The sequence below is a fragment of the Nostoc foliaceum FACHB-393 genome (genome assembly GCF_014698505.1).
GTDB lineage: Bacteria > Cyanobacteriota > Cyanobacteriia > Cyanobacteriales > Nostocaceae > Nostoc > Nostoc foliaceum_A.
The window spans coordinates 174,581-188,976 of record NZ_JACJTD010000004.1 but is presented as its reverse complement, the minus strand read 5'-3'; the positions used below and the strand labels follow the sequence as shown (position 1 = coordinate 188,976).

The window sequence follows — 14,396 nt, the reverse complement described above, 5'->3', positions numbered from 1 at the left end:
ACGAATTACGAATTAGTAAAGAGTTGGGAGTTAGAATACAAAAGCCTCCTGACTCCTGAATCACGTTTCCATGACAAACCCCCGTCAACTAGCTTTTATCGCCCTGCGAGATGTTCACAAGGGGGCTTATGCTGATGTTGCCCTAGATAGAGTACTGCAAAAAGTCAGTTTGGCTGATAACGATCGCCGCTTGATGACAGAATTGGTTTATGGGAGCGTCAGAAGGCAGCGTACTCTTGATAGTCTCATTGATCAACTCGCTAAAAAGAAATCTGATCAACAACCCCAAGACCTCCGCACCATCTTACACCTGGGTTTCTACCAGCTGCGCTATCAAGAGCGTATTCCCGCCTCGGCTGCTGTTAATACTACCGTCCAACTCGCTAAAGAAAACGGTTTTTCTGGACTAACGGGTTTTGTTAACGGTCTATTACGCCAGTACATCCGCCTAGCAGAGAAGATAAAAGGAGATCCGTTACAACTTCCAGAAAACCCAGTGGAACCCTCTGACTTTTCACTGGATCTGGAAAACCTCTCTCAAAACCTCTCCCCTTTTAGGGGAGAGGCTTTGAATTCTCCCCATTCCCTAATAGGGAAGGGGGCTGGGGGGTTAGGTTTCGCCTTAACTTTTCCAGATGATGTGAAAAGTCAGGTGGAACGTTTGGGTATTTTACACAGCTTTCCTGACTGGATTATTCAAGTTTGGTTAGAACAACTGGGTTTGGCTGAGACAGAACAACTGTGTGAATGGATGAACCAATCACCAACAATTGACTTGCGTATCAACCCACTTCGCACTTCCATCGAGGAAGTTGAGGCGGCTTTGCAATCTGCTGGTATTTTGGTGAGACGGATTCCTCATTTACCTCAAGCTTTACGATTGATTGGTAGTGCTGGGTCAATTCAAAAACTACCTGGTTTCAGAGAGGGTTGGTGGACTGTACAAGATGGTAGCGCTCAATTGGTAAGTCATTTACTTGACCCACAACCGGGTGAGGTGGTAATTGATACCTGTGCTGCACCAGGGGGTAAAACAACCCACATTGCTGAGTTAATGGCAGATAAAGGGAAAATTTGGGCTTGCGATCGCACTCCTTCTCGTCTTCGCAAACTCCAAGAAAATTCTCAACGGCTAAATTTACAATCTATTCAAATTTACACTGGCGACAGCCGCCACTTCAACCAATTTCAAAACACCGCAGACCGCGTATTGCTTGATGCTCCATGTTCTGGTTTGGGAACTATGCACCGTCATGCTGATGCGCGTTGGCGACAGACACCAGAATCTGTCCGCGAACTTTCGGTGCTGCAAAAAGAATTATTAACACATACATCTACTTTTGTCAAACTTGGTGGTGTACTAGTCTATGCCACCTGTACATTGCATCCAGCAGAAAATGAAGAAGTGATTTCGGCATTTTTAACTGAGTCACCTGATTGGCAAATTGAGTCTCCCAGAGGCGTTGAGTTACTTGATTCTGCTTATAGCACGCCTCAAGGTTGGTTCAAAGTTTGGCCCCATCAACAGGACATGGATGGCTTTTTTATGGTGCGCTTAAGAAAAACCAATAATTCCGAGTGAATACGGTTTGGGATTGTACGATTTGGTGGAGGCCTGAATCTACCAGAGGAGGCAGCAATGGTTACCCCTTCCAATGTCAAAAACTTAGTTAAAATCCTGATTGGAGCCGCCTGGATTGATGGCAGAATCCAGCCAGAAGAACGGCAATATCTCCGCGAAATAGCTCAAGCAAAAGGTTTAGCTAACGATCCAGAAATTAAGCCTTGGCTGTACGAATTAGTTCCTGTACAGCCAAAAGAATGCTATGACTGGGTGCGGGAGTATTTAGGCGATCGCCCCAGCCTTGAAGATTGTGAAAATCTGATTGAAGCCATCAGTGGCTTAATTTATAGCGATGGTGAAGTTGCCGTCGAAGAAGCCAGACTTCTGACCCAATTGCAGGATATAGCCAAACCGAATGACTCAACTCAACCAGCTCACACTGCACTTCTCAAACAAATTCAAAAGCTTTACCGCCGTTGGGTTGACGTACAAAACTAATCATAGTCAAAAGTCTATAGTCTGATAACTAGTAACCCTTAGGGGTTCGCCAGTCACTCATGGGGGAAACCCCCAAGACCGCGCTGGCTCACTAATGACTAATGACTAAATTATGACTTCGGTTCGCCCAGACCCGGAGTTTCTTCTTTATCAACCTTAGGCACAAAATCAGGACGCTCTTTGCTTTCCCAACCTGCGGGGCGTTTCGAGTTGTACCAAGCTATTGAACCAATGGTTACAGCAGCAATAAAACCAACGACATACACCAAGGTGAAAGCAAAAGGAAAATGACCACCACCTGTTGCGACTGAATCGGCTGCCTGCATCAATATATGCATGAGTATATTCTCCAATGTTAAGTAACACTACTTGACACACTATAGAATGAGCGTATCACTTAACATCCTCCCGTAGTTTAGTTTGAGCAACTTCATATTGCATAAAAAAGAGGATGGGGAGCAGGGAGAAGGGGGAAAATAATTTCTCTCCTCTGCCCCCTGCCCCTCTGCCTCTTCTCCATGCCCAATGCCCACTCCTCATTAAATTAATTAGAAGGTCTAAGCTTATCCCGCCAGGATGGCTGTGACGATGAAGAACCTGAAGAACCTGAACTATTTGCGGGAGAGGAAGATCGCCGAGTTCTTCGAGGCGGGGGAGAATCAGATTCTACTCTTCTAGAGCGCCGCCGTGGAGTAGATGATTCCGAGGAAGAGTTATTGGAACTTGATTCTTCGGTGCGATCGCGCCTTCTCCGTCTTGGGGTAGAATTACCTGATTGCTGTTCTTCTTGAGAATATCTCCTTCTGCTTCTACGTCTTCTAGATGAACTACTATCCTCAGAACTTCTAGTACTTTCCCCTTCTGAGTCATCATTAGAGGAAATCGAACGATTTAGCACTTGTTTGGGCTTGATAGACTGGGCTTTGATGGTGCCTTTACGACCTTCTAACTTGGGTCGTTTAGGAAACTTTTCTACTGGCATCTCCTCTACCGCTTTTTTCATAAATTCGCGCCAAGTGTAAGCTGCACTACCACTGCTACCGTATGTAGGGCGGTTATCATCGTTACCTAGCCAGACCCCTGTTACCATTTGGGGAATGTAGCCAATAAACCATAAATCGCGGGCTTCATCGGAGGTGCCGGTCTTGCCAGCAACTGGTCTATTACCTAATTGAGCAGCAGCACCAGTCCCTGCTTCTACGACGTTGCGTAGCATCCAAGTCATGATGGCGGCACTGTCAGCGTCAAGGGCGCGTTTAGACTTGAAATTAGCTGACCAAATGACCTTGCCTTGGCGGTTGAGGATGCGAGTAATACCATGAGGCTCTATATGCAATCCCTGAGTAGCAAAGCTACCATAAGCACTGGTCAACTCTAACAGATTGACTTCATTTGAGCCGAGAGCCAAAGAGTAGGTGGGCTTGAGTTCAGATTTTACCCCCATATCATGGGCAAGTTTAATCGTTGGTGTAAATCCCACATCAATCAATGTCTTTACCGCAATAACATTAATAGAGCCGGTGAGGGCATCTCGGATGTTCATCGAACCCCGAAATTTTTCACTATAGTTTTTCGGTTCGTAGCCGTCTACGACAAAGGGCGCATCCTGATAGCTATCGTAAGGGCTTTTACCGCTAGCGATCGCAGTAGCATATACAAACCCTTTAAATGTCGATCCTGGCTGCCTCTGTGCCTGGGTAACCCGATTAAACTGGTTTTTACCAAAATCTTTTCCCCCAACCATTGCCTTAATTTCACCGTTGCGGGGGTCAATGGCTACCATTGCTCCTTGCTTAAAGTTCTCCCAGCGTCCTTGATTTCGCAGTGTTTTAGCAACCGCCTCTTCTGCGACTTTCTGCCAAGCCGGGTTCAGCGTGGTTTCCACTACTAACCCCTCACTTTTTAGCACGTTAGGAGAAACGTACTTCGGCAATTCTTTTTGGATGTAGCTGGTAAAGTAGGGTGATTCTACTTGCACTCGTTTGGGTAAACTGCTTTTAAGAGTTAATGGCTCCTGAACGGCTGCTTGCCTTTGCTCTGTTGTAATAACTCCATCTTCTTGCATCCGTAGCAATACTAAGTTTCGCCGCCGTTTTGCAGCTTCTGGATTTTTGTCTGGAGCGTATAAGCTAGGAGCAGGAGCTAATCCAGCAATCGTTGCCATCTCCGCGAGGGAAAGCTGGTCTGGCGATTTACTAAAGTATACCCAGGATGCATCTGCCACACCATAAGCTCCACCTCCCAAATAAACCAGATTCAGGTAACGCTCTAGAATCTGATCTTTGGTTAATTCATTCTCCATTTTTTGTGCTAGGCGGATTTCCTTGAGTTTGCGCCAGATTGTCTGTTCTTGTTTCAAAAACAGAATCCGCGCTAGCTGTTGAGTGATGGTGCTAGCACCTTCGACCACACCTTGCGATCGCACATTATTCAAACCTGCTCTGACAATCCCTTGAGGATCAACTCCGTTGTGTTCCTTAAATCTTTTATCTTCTGAGGCGATGAAAGCTTTTTTTAAATTATCTGGAATTTGTTCCAGCTTTAGCTGTTCTCTGGCCGCTTCACCTTGTTGTTGTAATATGGTTCCATCGGCGGCTTTGATGGTCAGTGTTTGCTCTCTAACCACGGCATTCAATTCGGTCTGATCTGGCAAAGACCGATCTATTAAACTGACACCGTAGATCAAGGCAACTATCCCACCACTTACACCCAAACCTGCCCAAAACCATACGCGACGATAGAGTGGTTTACCGCCAGTTGCCTGATTGGCTTTAATCCTAGATGGTAAAATTTTCATCTTGCTCAGTAACTGCCTCGGCTGCGCCACATGTGCTGGTGGTAAGCTCTCATTTGTTCCTCCTTGTCCAGAGTTACTCAAATTAGTTGGTCTTCGCTTGAACCAGGAGGTAAGCTTCCCCATGTCAGTTCCTCGCTCAAAGTAGTAACTATATAACCACCATCAATCAACTTTGGGGTTAGCGCACCACCATTGTGTTAGTATAATATCCTATAAATAATTAACTAAATTCACCATAAAATAATGTTTTTTAGATTTGGTTAATTTAGTTTTGTAAAAGCCCTGTAATTTTGATATTTATTGAGAATAAAAAAATTATTGGCATTTTCTGGAATAAGTGTACCGAAGTATTCGCAAAGACAGCGCGAAAAGAGCTTACTTAAGGAGAGTGCGATGCCTACGGTGAGCTACGCCGAAGCAGAGCCAAGAAGAAGCGCCGTTGCCCTTGGTAGTAATATCGGCGATTCACAGATAATTTTAGAAGCAGCTATAGAAACTTTAGCCCAAACGCCAGGTATTGTCTTAGAAGCCAAATCCAATTGGTATCAAACCAAAGCTGTCGGGCCACCACAGCCAGATTATCTAAATGGCTGCGTCACATTGCAGGTAGAAATGCTACCCCAGCAGTTATTAGAAATTTTGTTAAGAATTGAACAACAATTTGGGCGTGTGCGTCAGGAACGCTGGGGGCCACGAATCCTGGATTTAGATTTGTTATTATTTGATGACTTTATTGTGGATACACCAAATCTCCAGATTCCCCATCCTCGAATGCGGGATCGGGCCTTTGTGTTAGTGCCACTAGCAGAAGTTGCCCCAGATTGGATAGAACCAGTTTCTGGGTGTGTTATTAAAGAACTGCTGAAAGAGGTAGACTGTTCTGATGTACATTTATTGATGGGCAATTAAAATTACCATCCTTAAACGCAGAAGAACGCTGATTTCGCCTCTGTATCACAGATAATCAGATTTTATTATGCCATTAGGTAGAGAATTACCACAACTGCTGAAACAACGCCTGTTTTATAAAGGACGCAAGTTTGATTTTGAAGTTAATCGCTTGCGTTTGCCTAATAAATCGGAAGGAGAATGGGAATGTATTCGTCACCCTGGTGGTGCACTAGCTGTGCCGGTAACGCCAGAGGGTAAACTCGTACTCGTGCGCCAGTATCGTTTTGCAATTCAGGGACGGATATTAGAATTTCCGGCAGGAACTTTGGAACCAAATGAAGATCCCCTAGAGACGATACAGCGTGAAATCGAAGAAGAAACTGGCTATAGTGCCCAAAAATGGGACAAATTAGGCGAATTTTTTTTAGCTCCCGGCTATTCTGATGAGATTATCTATGCATTTCTGGCGCGAGATTTAGAAAAGCTGGAGACACCACCACCACAAGATGGAGATGAGGATATCGAAACTGTGTTTTTGACTCCCGAAGAATTAGAGAAAGCTATTCTGGAGGGAGAGCCGGTAGATGCTAAATCAGTTGCTAGCTTTTTTCTGGCGCGTCCGTTTTTAATTTAATATCAATATGCTGTTAGAGTTAGCGATTGCAGATGCCTATGGTGCAGGCTTTGAATATGCTGATGAAATGATCGTTAACAACGATTTGAGTCGATACGTCGAACATCCGCGTTTTCGACTCAATCCTGGCAGCTACACCGACGACACCCAGATGAGCATTGCCATTGCTGAGGTGATTGTTGCTCAAGCACCGTGGACACCAAAAGTTTTAGCCGATAGTTGTGTTAGAGCCTTCAAGCGCGGTGAGCTAGAGCCGCAGTTATTGCTACCTTGGCCATAGGATTATGTATCAGATATGCGTTTATGCCGCATTACCAAATTTGCTTCAGTAGTAATTTTTTCTATCTTATTGGTTTGGATGTTGTCTCCCGCAACCATTGTACTGCCGGCTGATCCTGTTGAGCCAATTACAATCTATGTAACAGATTACGGTTGGCATTCCAGAATGGTTTTACCGACTGGCAAAGATGAATTAATCCAGTATGCTTACGGTGATTGGAATTATTTTGCACTAAATCAACAGGACTTTAAAAATGGGGCGGCAGCACTATTGCTACTAACTCAAGGCACTCTGGGTCGGCGAAAATTTAGCAATATCATCGAACTTCAGCAGATAATTCAACAACAAGATTACACCCTATTAAGTTTAGAAGTAGCACAAGCCAAAGTAAAACAACTGCTGAAATTATTAGATGAACGTTTTAACCGCAATCTTGCAACGAGCATCGAAAATCCACAAACAGGTTTAACTTTAGTCAAAGATGAGCGAAAATATACATTATTACACAATAGCAATCACGAAATCGTTGAGTGGCTAAAATATTTAGACTGCCAAATTGATGGTTTTGTGATGTGGGCAAATTTTCAGGTGAAATATTCATAACATTTCTGTTTTTTTAAATAAAAAATCTTGATTTTACTATCACAAAATATATACATAATTTTTGTTATTCGTTACAGGATCATGCTTCAAGTGGTCGCTACTATAACTTTCATTTTTCTTGGTACTGCTGCTTTATTTGAATGGTTGCAATACTGTCCAGCCCTAGAAGAAACAAATACACAGGCTAGAATTTCATATATTCCTGTTTTTAAACATTATTTTTGCTTTGGAGCTTCTAGCACGTACTTTTTACATCAGCCGCCGCGATCGCTCGTTAAGCTGGTTAGAAGCTATACTACGGCGATGGTACGATATATTTTTATTACTTAACTTATGGCGGTGACTACGAATAATTACCGTCACCATTCGTGTTTACCAAGCTGATTTACTAAATATTGAGCCTTTGCGATCGCAACTTAATCATGGCTTTGCTGAAGAGATCACTGTGATGGTAGGTATTCAAGTGATTGAGCAAATGCAAGATACAATTCGTCTTACATTTGTTTTCAACGATGAAGCAAGCAGTTTTCCATTACCCATGCAGATGGTTCTGTAATTAATATTCATCCGCTTCAATAGCTACTACCTTGGGCAGGTAGTTCTAGGCGCGATCGCAAAACAACCATAATAATTGAATACGCCCTACCTGACTATAATAGCTCATATGTAGAGATGCAATTTTACTCGCTTTTCTAAAAACTTATACAGGCTTTATAAAATCAGTGTATAATAATAGCTAAAATAAAAGTAACGAAGCTTATTAATATAATAATGACAGATTTAACGCCAAATAGCACATTTCTAATAACAGGAATTATTTTTATAACGATTGCTGTTATCGGACAATCTAAATTGGGTTTTATTGAAATTAATCCCGGTTGTTTGGGGAGATTTTTGGCTTTATTTATTGGAATTTCGAGTGTATTATATGCTTTAGGATTACTAAATCTTTCAGCTGAAACCCTTGATTTATTAAGAACTTCTCTGACAGAACAAATTAAACAGAGTATAAGCTCAATCAATGATATTTTACAAAGTTATTAATATCCATAAATTTTTTTTTGGATGCATCTCCAAACTTTTAGATTAAGGGAAATAGGTTAAATTTTCCCCTTAATCTTTGAAAATATTCCTAATAAGATGCTCCTACAAGACTGTAAATCAGGCTAGACAATACTAATAAGGTAACAATCACATAGATATATTCTCGCTGTAGCAGGAAAGCTAATAGGGAAATAAAAACTCGCACAATTGGAGTAGCAATTAGTAGTAACAGACCGAGTTGAATAATACCGCGATCGCTACCTGATAAAACTGCTTTTACTACACCTACTGGTGAGCTAAATTCGGATGGTTCTCCCTGAAAAAAGTGATATCCAGCAGGTTCAGCACCGTGATGAATTAAGTAGAGTATACCTCCCAGTAAAACTACAGAACTAGCTATCAAAACACCATATTTCAGGAAGTTACTGAGCAAATATTTTAATTGCTGCTCACTTGATATTTTCGTAATCTTGTTGTTAGCATCAATCTGACAGCTATTAGTAGTGGACTGTTCTAATTGTTCGATATTACAGTCTAGAACTTCCTGCGGTAAGGTTAGTGCAACCACTTCACTATTTGGCTGTGTCGGTAATGTCCACCGAAAGCTACTATTAAATTTATACATTTTATAGCCCCCCTATTAAACTGTTGTAGACCATTTTTAAAGCCATTACCACCAGCACAAGACTGAAGATAATTCTCAAAATTTGCGTTTTAGCGCCTGTCAGGATTCGTGCGCCCAAGAAAGCACCAGGTAATACCCCCAACATCACTGGCATGGATAGTCCCGGATCGATGTAACCCCGTGCTAGGTAAACTCCGGCTGATGCTGCTGCTGTGACACCGATCATAAAATTGCTAGTGGTGGTAGAAACTTTGAAGGGTAGACGCATGGCTTGATCCATCGCCAATACCTTAAATCCCCCGGAACCAATACCAAGCAACCCAGAAAGCACTCCGGCTATTAACATCACACCAAATCCCATTGGTACTGAATGAACTTGGTAAGACATCACTCCATCAGGAGTTGGATAAGTACCATTCAATTTCAGATAATTTGCGATAGGGTCTGCTACTTCATCTTCACCATGTTCTATTCTGGGTCGTTGTGAAAGGTATGCTGAATAAATGAGGACGAGCGCTAGCACGATAGTTAGGGCTTTCACAGAGACAAAAGTAGCAATCATTGCTCCTGCGATCGCACCAATGGTTGTGGCTACTTCTAAAAACATTCCCAATCGCAAATTGGTATAGCCTTTTTTAATGTAGGTAGATGCTGCACCCAAAGAAGTAGCAATTACAGATACCAGTGAAGCACCAACGGCATATCGAATATCAACGCCAAATACTGAAGTCAATAAGGGAACAATTACTACTCCGCCCCCTAACCCAGTTAGCGCCCCTAACAAGCCAGCGATAAATGAACCAATCCAAATTAGTAATGAAAATTCTAAAATAGTCAAATTTAATTCCTTTTTTTTACATGTATATCAAGATGCCAATATAATTTTTGTATTCTTTAAAACTTAATTGACAAGTTTACCACTGAGTACATATCGCTGTTCATAATTGTGTGCAATACCCTCTCGCTTCAGTATTCAGAAGCCAGAAGCCGGGAAGAATCCTAAGCCCTAACTTCTTACTCAAAAGTCTCATTAAGTTTCCAAAAAGTGCAACGATTACATCAAATGCACCTACCAAAGAAGAGATATATAGTAATCTGATCGGATTTTTGGAAAAATAAAATCGGATTGCTATATGCTTTCTTTAACTGACGAACGATTGCTAGCCTATTGAGGATTCTGATGACTGAGCTATATGACAGTATTGGTAGTACGTATGAGCAGTTCAAAACTAAAGCCACATTGCCAATAGCAGAAAATTTCACATTCTTCAAAACCCTTGGTAATTTTCAAGGACAAACCATTTTAGATTTGGCGTGTGGCACAGGTTTTTATAGCAGGTTATTAAGACAACAAGGATCTACAAAAGTTGTTGGTGTAGACATATCAGAGGAAATGGTAGAGGTTGCACGCCAGCATGAAGATAAAAATCCACTAGGTAATGAATACCAAGTGTTCGATATTATCAAACTTCCCCAACTTGGTAGGTTTGATTTCGTTACTGCAATTTATCTTTTGAATTATGCACAAAACAAAGAATATTTACTAAAAATGTTCAAAAATATTCGCAATAATTTGGTGGAAAACGGACGTTTAGTTGCTATTACAGTTAATCCAGATTTCTCTATGAATAAATCCAATCCTACCAAATACGGGCTAACAGTGCTAAAACAAGAAGCTTTATCAGATGGCTATTATTCTGAAGCTGAATTTCACACTGAGCCATCTTTTGTAATCAAGTATTTTCAGTGGAATCAATCTATTTATGAATCGGCTGTTATGGAAGCTGGGTTTAAAAGATTTGCATGGCATCCTATAGAAATTCCGCCAAAAGCTATAGAACAATACACAGAAGATTACTGGTGTGACTTCTTAGAAAATCCCTTGATAGTTGGTCTAAGTTGTGAGAACTAATCCTCTTTAATCTTTGGCTATACAAACAAAAAGCTGAAACGGGGAACAAAATAACTCTCCACTTTCCCCGTCATTTGTACAGCGACCTTAGGAGTTCAGCAAATCACTTCTCATTAAAATCTTTCAGCGTCTTAGCGTCTGTGGTCAGCCTAAACAAAATTTTTAATATTAAGTCGGTTGTAACGAATTAACCTATAACTTATTTGTCAATGTCATCTATCAGTAGTCAGTTTTAGTTGCTTTGACTCATGAACAACAAACAAATTTAATATTGTTATGAGCCAAGTATGTCGAAACTTTCAAAACTTTATCGATTACAAAATACTAGAAGTTTGAGAAGCTCCACAATGTTTACAATACGGTAAATGTTTATAAGTAAGATTATGGCAGTTTTGACATTCAATATCTTGATAATAACCACAGTGCGGGCAGTAAGTATCAAGATGTCGAATTTTCTTGGCGCAATTGACACAGCGTGATTTTTGAACTCTGCTAGCTGCTTGGACTTTAGCATTAAAGACAAATTTTTGAAAAAACTGGATAATTCCAAAACCAATAATTGGAATCAGCAAAATATAAGCATAATTTATCAGGAAAAGTAAACCACCAAAAAGGGCACTAATAATATCAAATAAAAATTTAAATATTGCACCTATTTGAAGAAATTCAAAGATTTTAACAATTAGTGGGATAAAAAAGATAACTAGCAAATGCCAGCTAATTAGTGAGATGAGTCCATATCCTCTTCTTTGGGCAAATTTGTGGACTGATAAGGCAATGAGAATCAGTGGTAGAAGAAAGAGGGACTGAAAAGCAAGCTGGATACTTGGATACCAAAATGATGCCTGCTGATAGCCTTTATCAACTTCCCCAAATTGATTGTCATCTTTAAGAAAGGCTAGAAAAGTAATACTTTCTGGTTTGGCAAGCAGTTCATTTTTAAGAGTAGAAATTTCTTGTTTAAGAATAGAAATTTGGCGATTATTTTGTTCTAATGTCTGTTTAGCTTTTTCAGCACTAACTTGATTAATTGATTGTTCACTGCCCTGACCTGCAATTTTTTCTAAGAGCGTTGAGTCATACTGGGCTTTAATGGTGCGATTGGTTTGTTCAAGGTTACTGATTTTTGCTTGTTTCTGATCAATAACTTTTATGATTTGCTGTTTTTCAGGATTGTTAATCTTATCTTTGTAGCCGGCATATTGCAAGCACGTTTGGGAAACCTTACCTAGATGTCCTATTTCGGCTTGTTGATAGTTTCGCTGAAAACTGAGTTGATTATTCGAGTTATATGGCAATGAAAGTTTAACAATTTCATAGTCTTTATCTTGAGTAGTTTTTGTCCGGTGATTTTGCCACTCTGAATAACATGGATAAGCCTCAGTCGGGCTGATATGCCACCTGCTAATATCATCCAGTCCGGTAAAAACATTAATTAAGATAAAAATATCAATTAAAATAATCACAATCAAACTCACTTTATTCAGCGGTTCGTTGTTGATTGTCCTTGATTGATTAAAAAATTGAATCAAAATTCGGCGGATTCTGGCAAACATATTGTCTTTTAAATAAATGAAATTCAATCCGAATCAATTTTATATGATAAGTAGTAAATGGCTGGACAAAAATACATCTATTCATCTGAAGTTTTGTTAATTGTTGAATAGAAACAAAATCCCCGACAACTTTTACGAAGTCAGGGATCTGTAGCTTTCAATTTTCACAAATCAGGCTATGGTCAAAAATATTATGACTTTCATCTGAAGTTGACACAGGTGAAGGCTGTGTGCGCCAACTGAAACCTATTTAGCAGCAAAATAAGCTTCTAATGCCTCAGAACCACCAATTAATTTACCATCAATAAACACTTGGGGAACTGTTGTCGCACCTGTAACTGCTCGTAAAGAGCGTGTGGTGATATCCTTACCCAAGGTAATTTCTTCGTAGTTAAGACCATGTTCCTTGAGCATCGCCTTAGCACGAGCACAGAAGGGACAACCGACTTTCGCAAACAGGGAAACTAGTTCGGGCTTCACTGCTTGGGGGTTGATATATCTGAGCATTGTTTCGGCATCGGACACCTTAAAGGGATCTCCTGGCTCGTCTGGCTCAATAAACATCTGGTTAATTACACCATCTTTCACCAGCATCGAGTAGCGCCACGATCGCTTCCCAAACCCCAAGTCTGATTTATCTACCAGCATCCCCATCCCTTCAGTAAATTCACCGTTACCATCGGGAATGAGAGTGATATTTTCTGCCTCTTGGACTTTTGCCCATTCGTTCATCACAAAGGGATCATTGACAGAAATACAGATAATTTCATCGACACCATTTTCTTTGAAAACTCCTGCCAACTCGTTGTAGCCAGGGAGATGAGTTGATGAACAAGTCGGAGTATAAGCTCCTGGTAAGGAAAAAACAACTACTGTCTTATCAGCAAACAATTCATCGGTTGTCACATCAACCCACTCGTTGTTATGACGAGTATGAAAAGTGACATTGGGAACTCTTTGTCCTCGGCGATTGGGGAACATAGTTTTGCTTCCTGAAGTAATCAATTCCAGTCATAACCTATCATGGGAAGACTGGTATGATGTAACTATCAATCAGCTAAAAAACTTCATTAATAAAGGTCGCGATCGCTGCTACAAATTCAGCAGTTGATTCATATGGTAAAACATTGCGCCCATTTATTTTTATACCTCTACCTTGAGGCAAACAGGCGAGGTAATGAGTCAAGCGTTCGTCTGGCGTTTCTTTTTTACTTTTTTCACTAATACTCGATGCAGTTTCCCCCACAACCGCTAATGTTGGTTGCCCAATAGAGGCGATAAAACTAGTATAATCCTGTCGCCAAAACCCTGCTAGAAAAGAAAACACTGCATGGCGACTAGCAAGATTTTCTGCACCGACAAGCAATGTATTTAACCACTCTGCATCCACAGAATTTTCAGAAGCAAAGAGTTGACGAGTCGAGAAAGAACGTAAAAATTTTGGGGTGCGTGCATAGCGATAAAAAGCACTCCCAAAAGGCGAATCTAACAGATTCCAAAGGAGTTTTTGCTGCCATTCTGGTGATTTATTTGTCATTAAACCCCATGCTGGAGGTCCAGAAAGTACAAGTCCGGCAATTAAATTTGATTCTTTTTGGACTAATTCGATAGCAACTGGTAATAAAGCACCTTGTACTACAACAATGACAGGTTTTTGCACTACTGTTTGTAAAAAGTACTGCAACTGTTCTGCCCAATCACTAGGAGTGTAAGCCAGATGAGGCATATCACTTTCGCCACATCCTAGTAAATCAGGGTTGTAAATTAAATTACATTGTCCTGTATTATACCATTCCCGACAAAATCGCTGCCAAAATTGCCGCGACAATCCGACACCAATAGGATGAATTAAAAGTAAGGGAATACCCTCAGGTGTTGTGTTAGTTGGTTGATGAACTGCGTAGGCGCAATGATAATTATTCCAACTGTAAAACTGGCTAGGAGATGCTGTCAAATTGGTTGTGTTAGTTACAGCAGATGGTTGCATAATTC

17 protein-coding genes are annotated in these 14,396 nt (G+C 40.9%); 10 read left to right on the top strand and 7 right to left on the bottom strand.

From position 1 onward, the window contains the following. Positions 1-70 precede the first annotated feature (70 nt). Positions 71-1,582, top strand: a complete 1,512-nt coding sequence (rsmB, locus tag H6G92_RS06105; protein WP_190891816.1) for a 16S rRNA (cytosine(967)-C(5))-methyltransferase RsmB — start codon at positions 71-73, stop codon at positions 1,580-1,582. 57 nt (positions 1,583-1,639) lie between these two features. Further along, positions 1,640-2,062, top strand: a complete 423-nt coding sequence (locus H6G92_RS06100; protein ID WP_190891814.1) for a tellurite resistance TerB family protein — start codon at positions 1,640-1,642, stop codon at positions 2,060-2,062. Between the two features lie 110 nt (positions 2,063-2,172). On the opposite strand, the gene psb35 is transcribed toward H6G92_RS06100, so the two are convergent. Beyond that, the gene (gene psb35, locus H6G92_RS06095) at positions 2,173-2,400 is read right to left on the bottom strand and encodes a photosystem II assembly protein Psb35 (RefSeq protein WP_190891811.1); all 228 of its coding nucleotides are present in this window, start codon (positions 2,398-2,400) and stop codon (positions 2,173-2,175) included. 206 nt (positions 2,401-2,606) lie between these two features. Beyond that, entirely contained in the window at positions 2,607-4,982 is a 2,376-nt protein-coding gene (locus H6G92_RS06090; protein WP_190891809.1) for a transglycosylase domain-containing protein, read from the bottom strand. Positions 4,983-5,252: 270 nt separating this feature from the next. Here H6G92_RS06090 and folK point away from each other — a divergent pair, with 270 nt between their 5' ends. The 7 genes from folK (at position 5,253) to H6G92_RS06060 (ending at position 8,311) form a co-directional block, all read left to right on the top strand. Beyond that, positions 5,253-5,768 (top strand): 2-amino-4-hydroxy-6-hydroxymethyldihydropteridine diphosphokinase, encoded by a 516-nt coding sequence (gene folK / locus H6G92_RS06085; RefSeq protein ID WP_190891807.1) that lies wholly within the window; start codon positions 5,253-5,255, stop codon positions 5,766-5,768. A gap of 67 nt (positions 5,769-5,835) precedes the next feature. Next, positions 5,836-6,384 (top strand): NUDIX hydrolase, encoded by a 549-nt coding sequence (locus tag H6G92_RS06080; RefSeq protein ID WP_190891805.1) that lies wholly within the window; start codon positions 5,836-5,838, stop codon positions 6,382-6,384. A 7-nt stretch (positions 6,385-6,391) separates the two neighbouring features. Next, complete coding sequence (locus H6G92_RS06075) at positions 6,392-6,664, top strand: ADP-ribosylglycohydrolase family protein (RefSeq protein ID WP_242059053.1); 273 nt, start codon at positions 6,392-6,394, stop codon at positions 6,662-6,664. Between the two features lie 15 nt (positions 6,665-6,679). Next, entirely contained in the window at positions 6,680-7,267 is a 588-nt protein-coding gene (locus tag H6G92_RS06070; RefSeq protein ID WP_190891802.1) for a DUF2459 domain-containing protein, read from the top strand. An 81-nt stretch (positions 7,268-7,348) separates the two neighbouring features. Continuing rightward, a complete protein-coding gene (locus H6G92_RS39075; protein ID WP_206758838.1) occupies positions 7,349-7,597 on the top strand; it encodes a hypothetical protein in 249 nt (82 codons plus the stop codon). Positions 7,598-7,670: 73 nt separating this feature from the next. After that, a complete protein-coding gene (locus H6G92_RS06065; protein WP_190891800.1) occupies positions 7,671-7,823 on the top strand; it encodes a hypothetical protein in 153 nt (50 codons plus the stop codon). A 215-nt stretch (positions 7,824-8,038) separates the two neighbouring features. Next, positions 8,039-8,311: a hypothetical protein gene (locus tag H6G92_RS06060; RefSeq protein WP_190891798.1), complete on the top strand. Its 273-nt coding sequence runs from the start codon at positions 8,039-8,041 to the stop codon at positions 8,309-8,311. Between the two features lie 88 nt (positions 8,312-8,399). On the opposite strand, the gene H6G92_RS06055 is transcribed toward H6G92_RS06060, so the two are convergent. Together H6G92_RS06055 and H6G92_RS06050 are read right to left on the bottom strand one after the other, a co-directional pair. Then, positions 8,400-8,936: a DUF1634 domain-containing protein gene (locus H6G92_RS06055; RefSeq protein ID WP_190891795.1), complete on the bottom strand. Its 537-nt coding sequence runs from the start codon at positions 8,934-8,936 to the stop codon at positions 8,400-8,402. A 1-nt stretch (position 8,937) separates the two neighbouring features. Beyond that, positions 8,938-9,774: a sulfite exporter TauE/SafE family protein gene (locus tag H6G92_RS06050; RefSeq protein ID WP_190891793.1), complete on the bottom strand. Its 837-nt coding sequence runs from the start codon at positions 9,772-9,774 to the stop codon at positions 8,938-8,940. A 342-nt stretch (positions 9,775-10,116) separates the two neighbouring features. Between H6G92_RS06050 and H6G92_RS06045 the strand changes: the two genes are divergently transcribed. After that, complete coding sequence (locus tag H6G92_RS06045) at positions 10,117-10,848, top strand: class I SAM-dependent methyltransferase (protein ID WP_190891791.1); 732 nt, start codon at positions 10,117-10,119, stop codon at positions 10,846-10,848. A 314-nt stretch (positions 10,849-11,162) separates the two neighbouring features. On the opposite strand, the gene H6G92_RS06040 is transcribed toward H6G92_RS06045, so the two are convergent. The 3 genes from H6G92_RS06040 to H6G92_RS06030 all read right to left on the bottom strand — a co-directional run bounded on the left by H6G92_RS06040 (position 11,163) and on the right by H6G92_RS06030 (position 14,391). Continuing rightward, positions 11,163-12,404 (bottom strand): hypothetical protein, encoded by a 1,242-nt coding sequence (locus H6G92_RS06040; protein WP_190891789.1) that lies wholly within the window; start codon positions 12,402-12,404, stop codon positions 11,163-11,165. Positions 12,405-12,650: 246 nt separating this feature from the next. Next, complete coding sequence (locus H6G92_RS06035; RefSeq protein ID WP_190891786.1) at positions 12,651-13,385, bottom strand: redoxin family protein; 735 nt, start codon at positions 13,383-13,385, stop codon at positions 12,651-12,653. A 76-nt stretch (positions 13,386-13,461) separates the two neighbouring features. Next, positions 13,462-14,391, bottom strand: coding sequence for an alpha/beta fold hydrolase (locus H6G92_RS06030; RefSeq protein ID WP_190891784.1), 930 nt, complete (start codon positions 14,389-14,391; stop codon positions 13,462-13,464). Between the last annotated feature and the right edge of the window lie 5 nt (positions 14,392-14,396).

What these genes read in the sequence shown, in the direction of transcription:
- H6G92_RS06060 (WP_190891798.1), top strand. Translation starts at nt 8,039, where the DNA reads ATGACAGATTTAACGCCAAATAGCACATTTCTAATAACAGGAATTATT.
- H6G92_RS06100 (WP_190891814.1), top strand. Translation starts at nt 1,640, where the DNA reads ATGGTTACCCCTTCCAATGTCAAAAACTTAGTTAAAATCCTGATTGGA.
- H6G92_RS06030 (WP_190891784.1), bottom strand. Translation starts at nt 14,391, where the DNA reads ATGCAACCATCTGCTGTAACTAACACAACCAATTTGACAGCATCTCCT.
- H6G92_RS06045 (WP_190891791.1), top strand. Translation starts at nt 10,117, where the DNA reads ATGACTGAGCTATATGACAGTATTGGTAGTACGTATGAGCAGTTCAAA.
- folK (WP_190891807.1), top strand. Translation starts at nt 5,253, where the DNA reads ATGCCTACGGTGAGCTACGCCGAAGCAGAGCCAAGAAGAAGCGCCGTT.
- H6G92_RS06035 (WP_190891786.1), bottom strand. Translation starts at nt 13,385, where the DNA reads ATGTTCCCCAATCGCCGAGGACAAAGAGTTCCCAATGTCACTTTTCAT.
- H6G92_RS06080 (WP_190891805.1), top strand. Translation starts at nt 5,836, where the DNA reads ATGCCATTAGGTAGAGAATTACCACAACTGCTGAAACAACGCCTGTTT.
- rsmB (WP_190891816.1), top strand. Translation starts at nt 71, where the DNA reads ATGACAAACCCCCGTCAACTAGCTTTTATCGCCCTGCGAGATGTTCAC.
- H6G92_RS39075 (WP_206758838.1), top strand. Translation starts at nt 7,349, where the DNA reads ATGCTTCAAGTGGTCGCTACTATAACTTTCATTTTTCTTGGTACTGCT.
- H6G92_RS06040 (WP_190891789.1), bottom strand. Translation starts at nt 12,404, where the DNA reads ATGTTTGCCAGAATCCGCCGAATTTTGATTCAATTTTTTAATCAATCA.
- H6G92_RS06070 (WP_190891802.1), top strand. Translation starts at nt 6,680, where the DNA reads ATGCGTTTATGCCGCATTACCAAATTTGCTTCAGTAGTAATTTTTTCT.
- H6G92_RS06075 (WP_242059053.1), top strand. Translation starts at nt 6,392, where the DNA reads ATGCTGTTAGAGTTAGCGATTGCAGATGCCTATGGTGCAGGCTTTGAA.
- H6G92_RS06055 (WP_190891795.1), bottom strand. Translation starts at nt 8,936, where the DNA reads ATGTATAAATTTAATAGTAGCTTTCGGTGGACATTACCGACACAGCCA.
- psb35 (WP_190891811.1), bottom strand. Translation starts at nt 2,400, where the DNA reads ATGCATATATTGATGCAGGCAGCCGATTCAGTCGCAACAGGTGGTGGT.
- H6G92_RS06090 (WP_190891809.1), bottom strand. Translation starts at nt 4,982, where the DNA reads ATGGGGAAGCTTACCTCCTGGTTCAAGCGAAGACCAACTAATTTGAGT.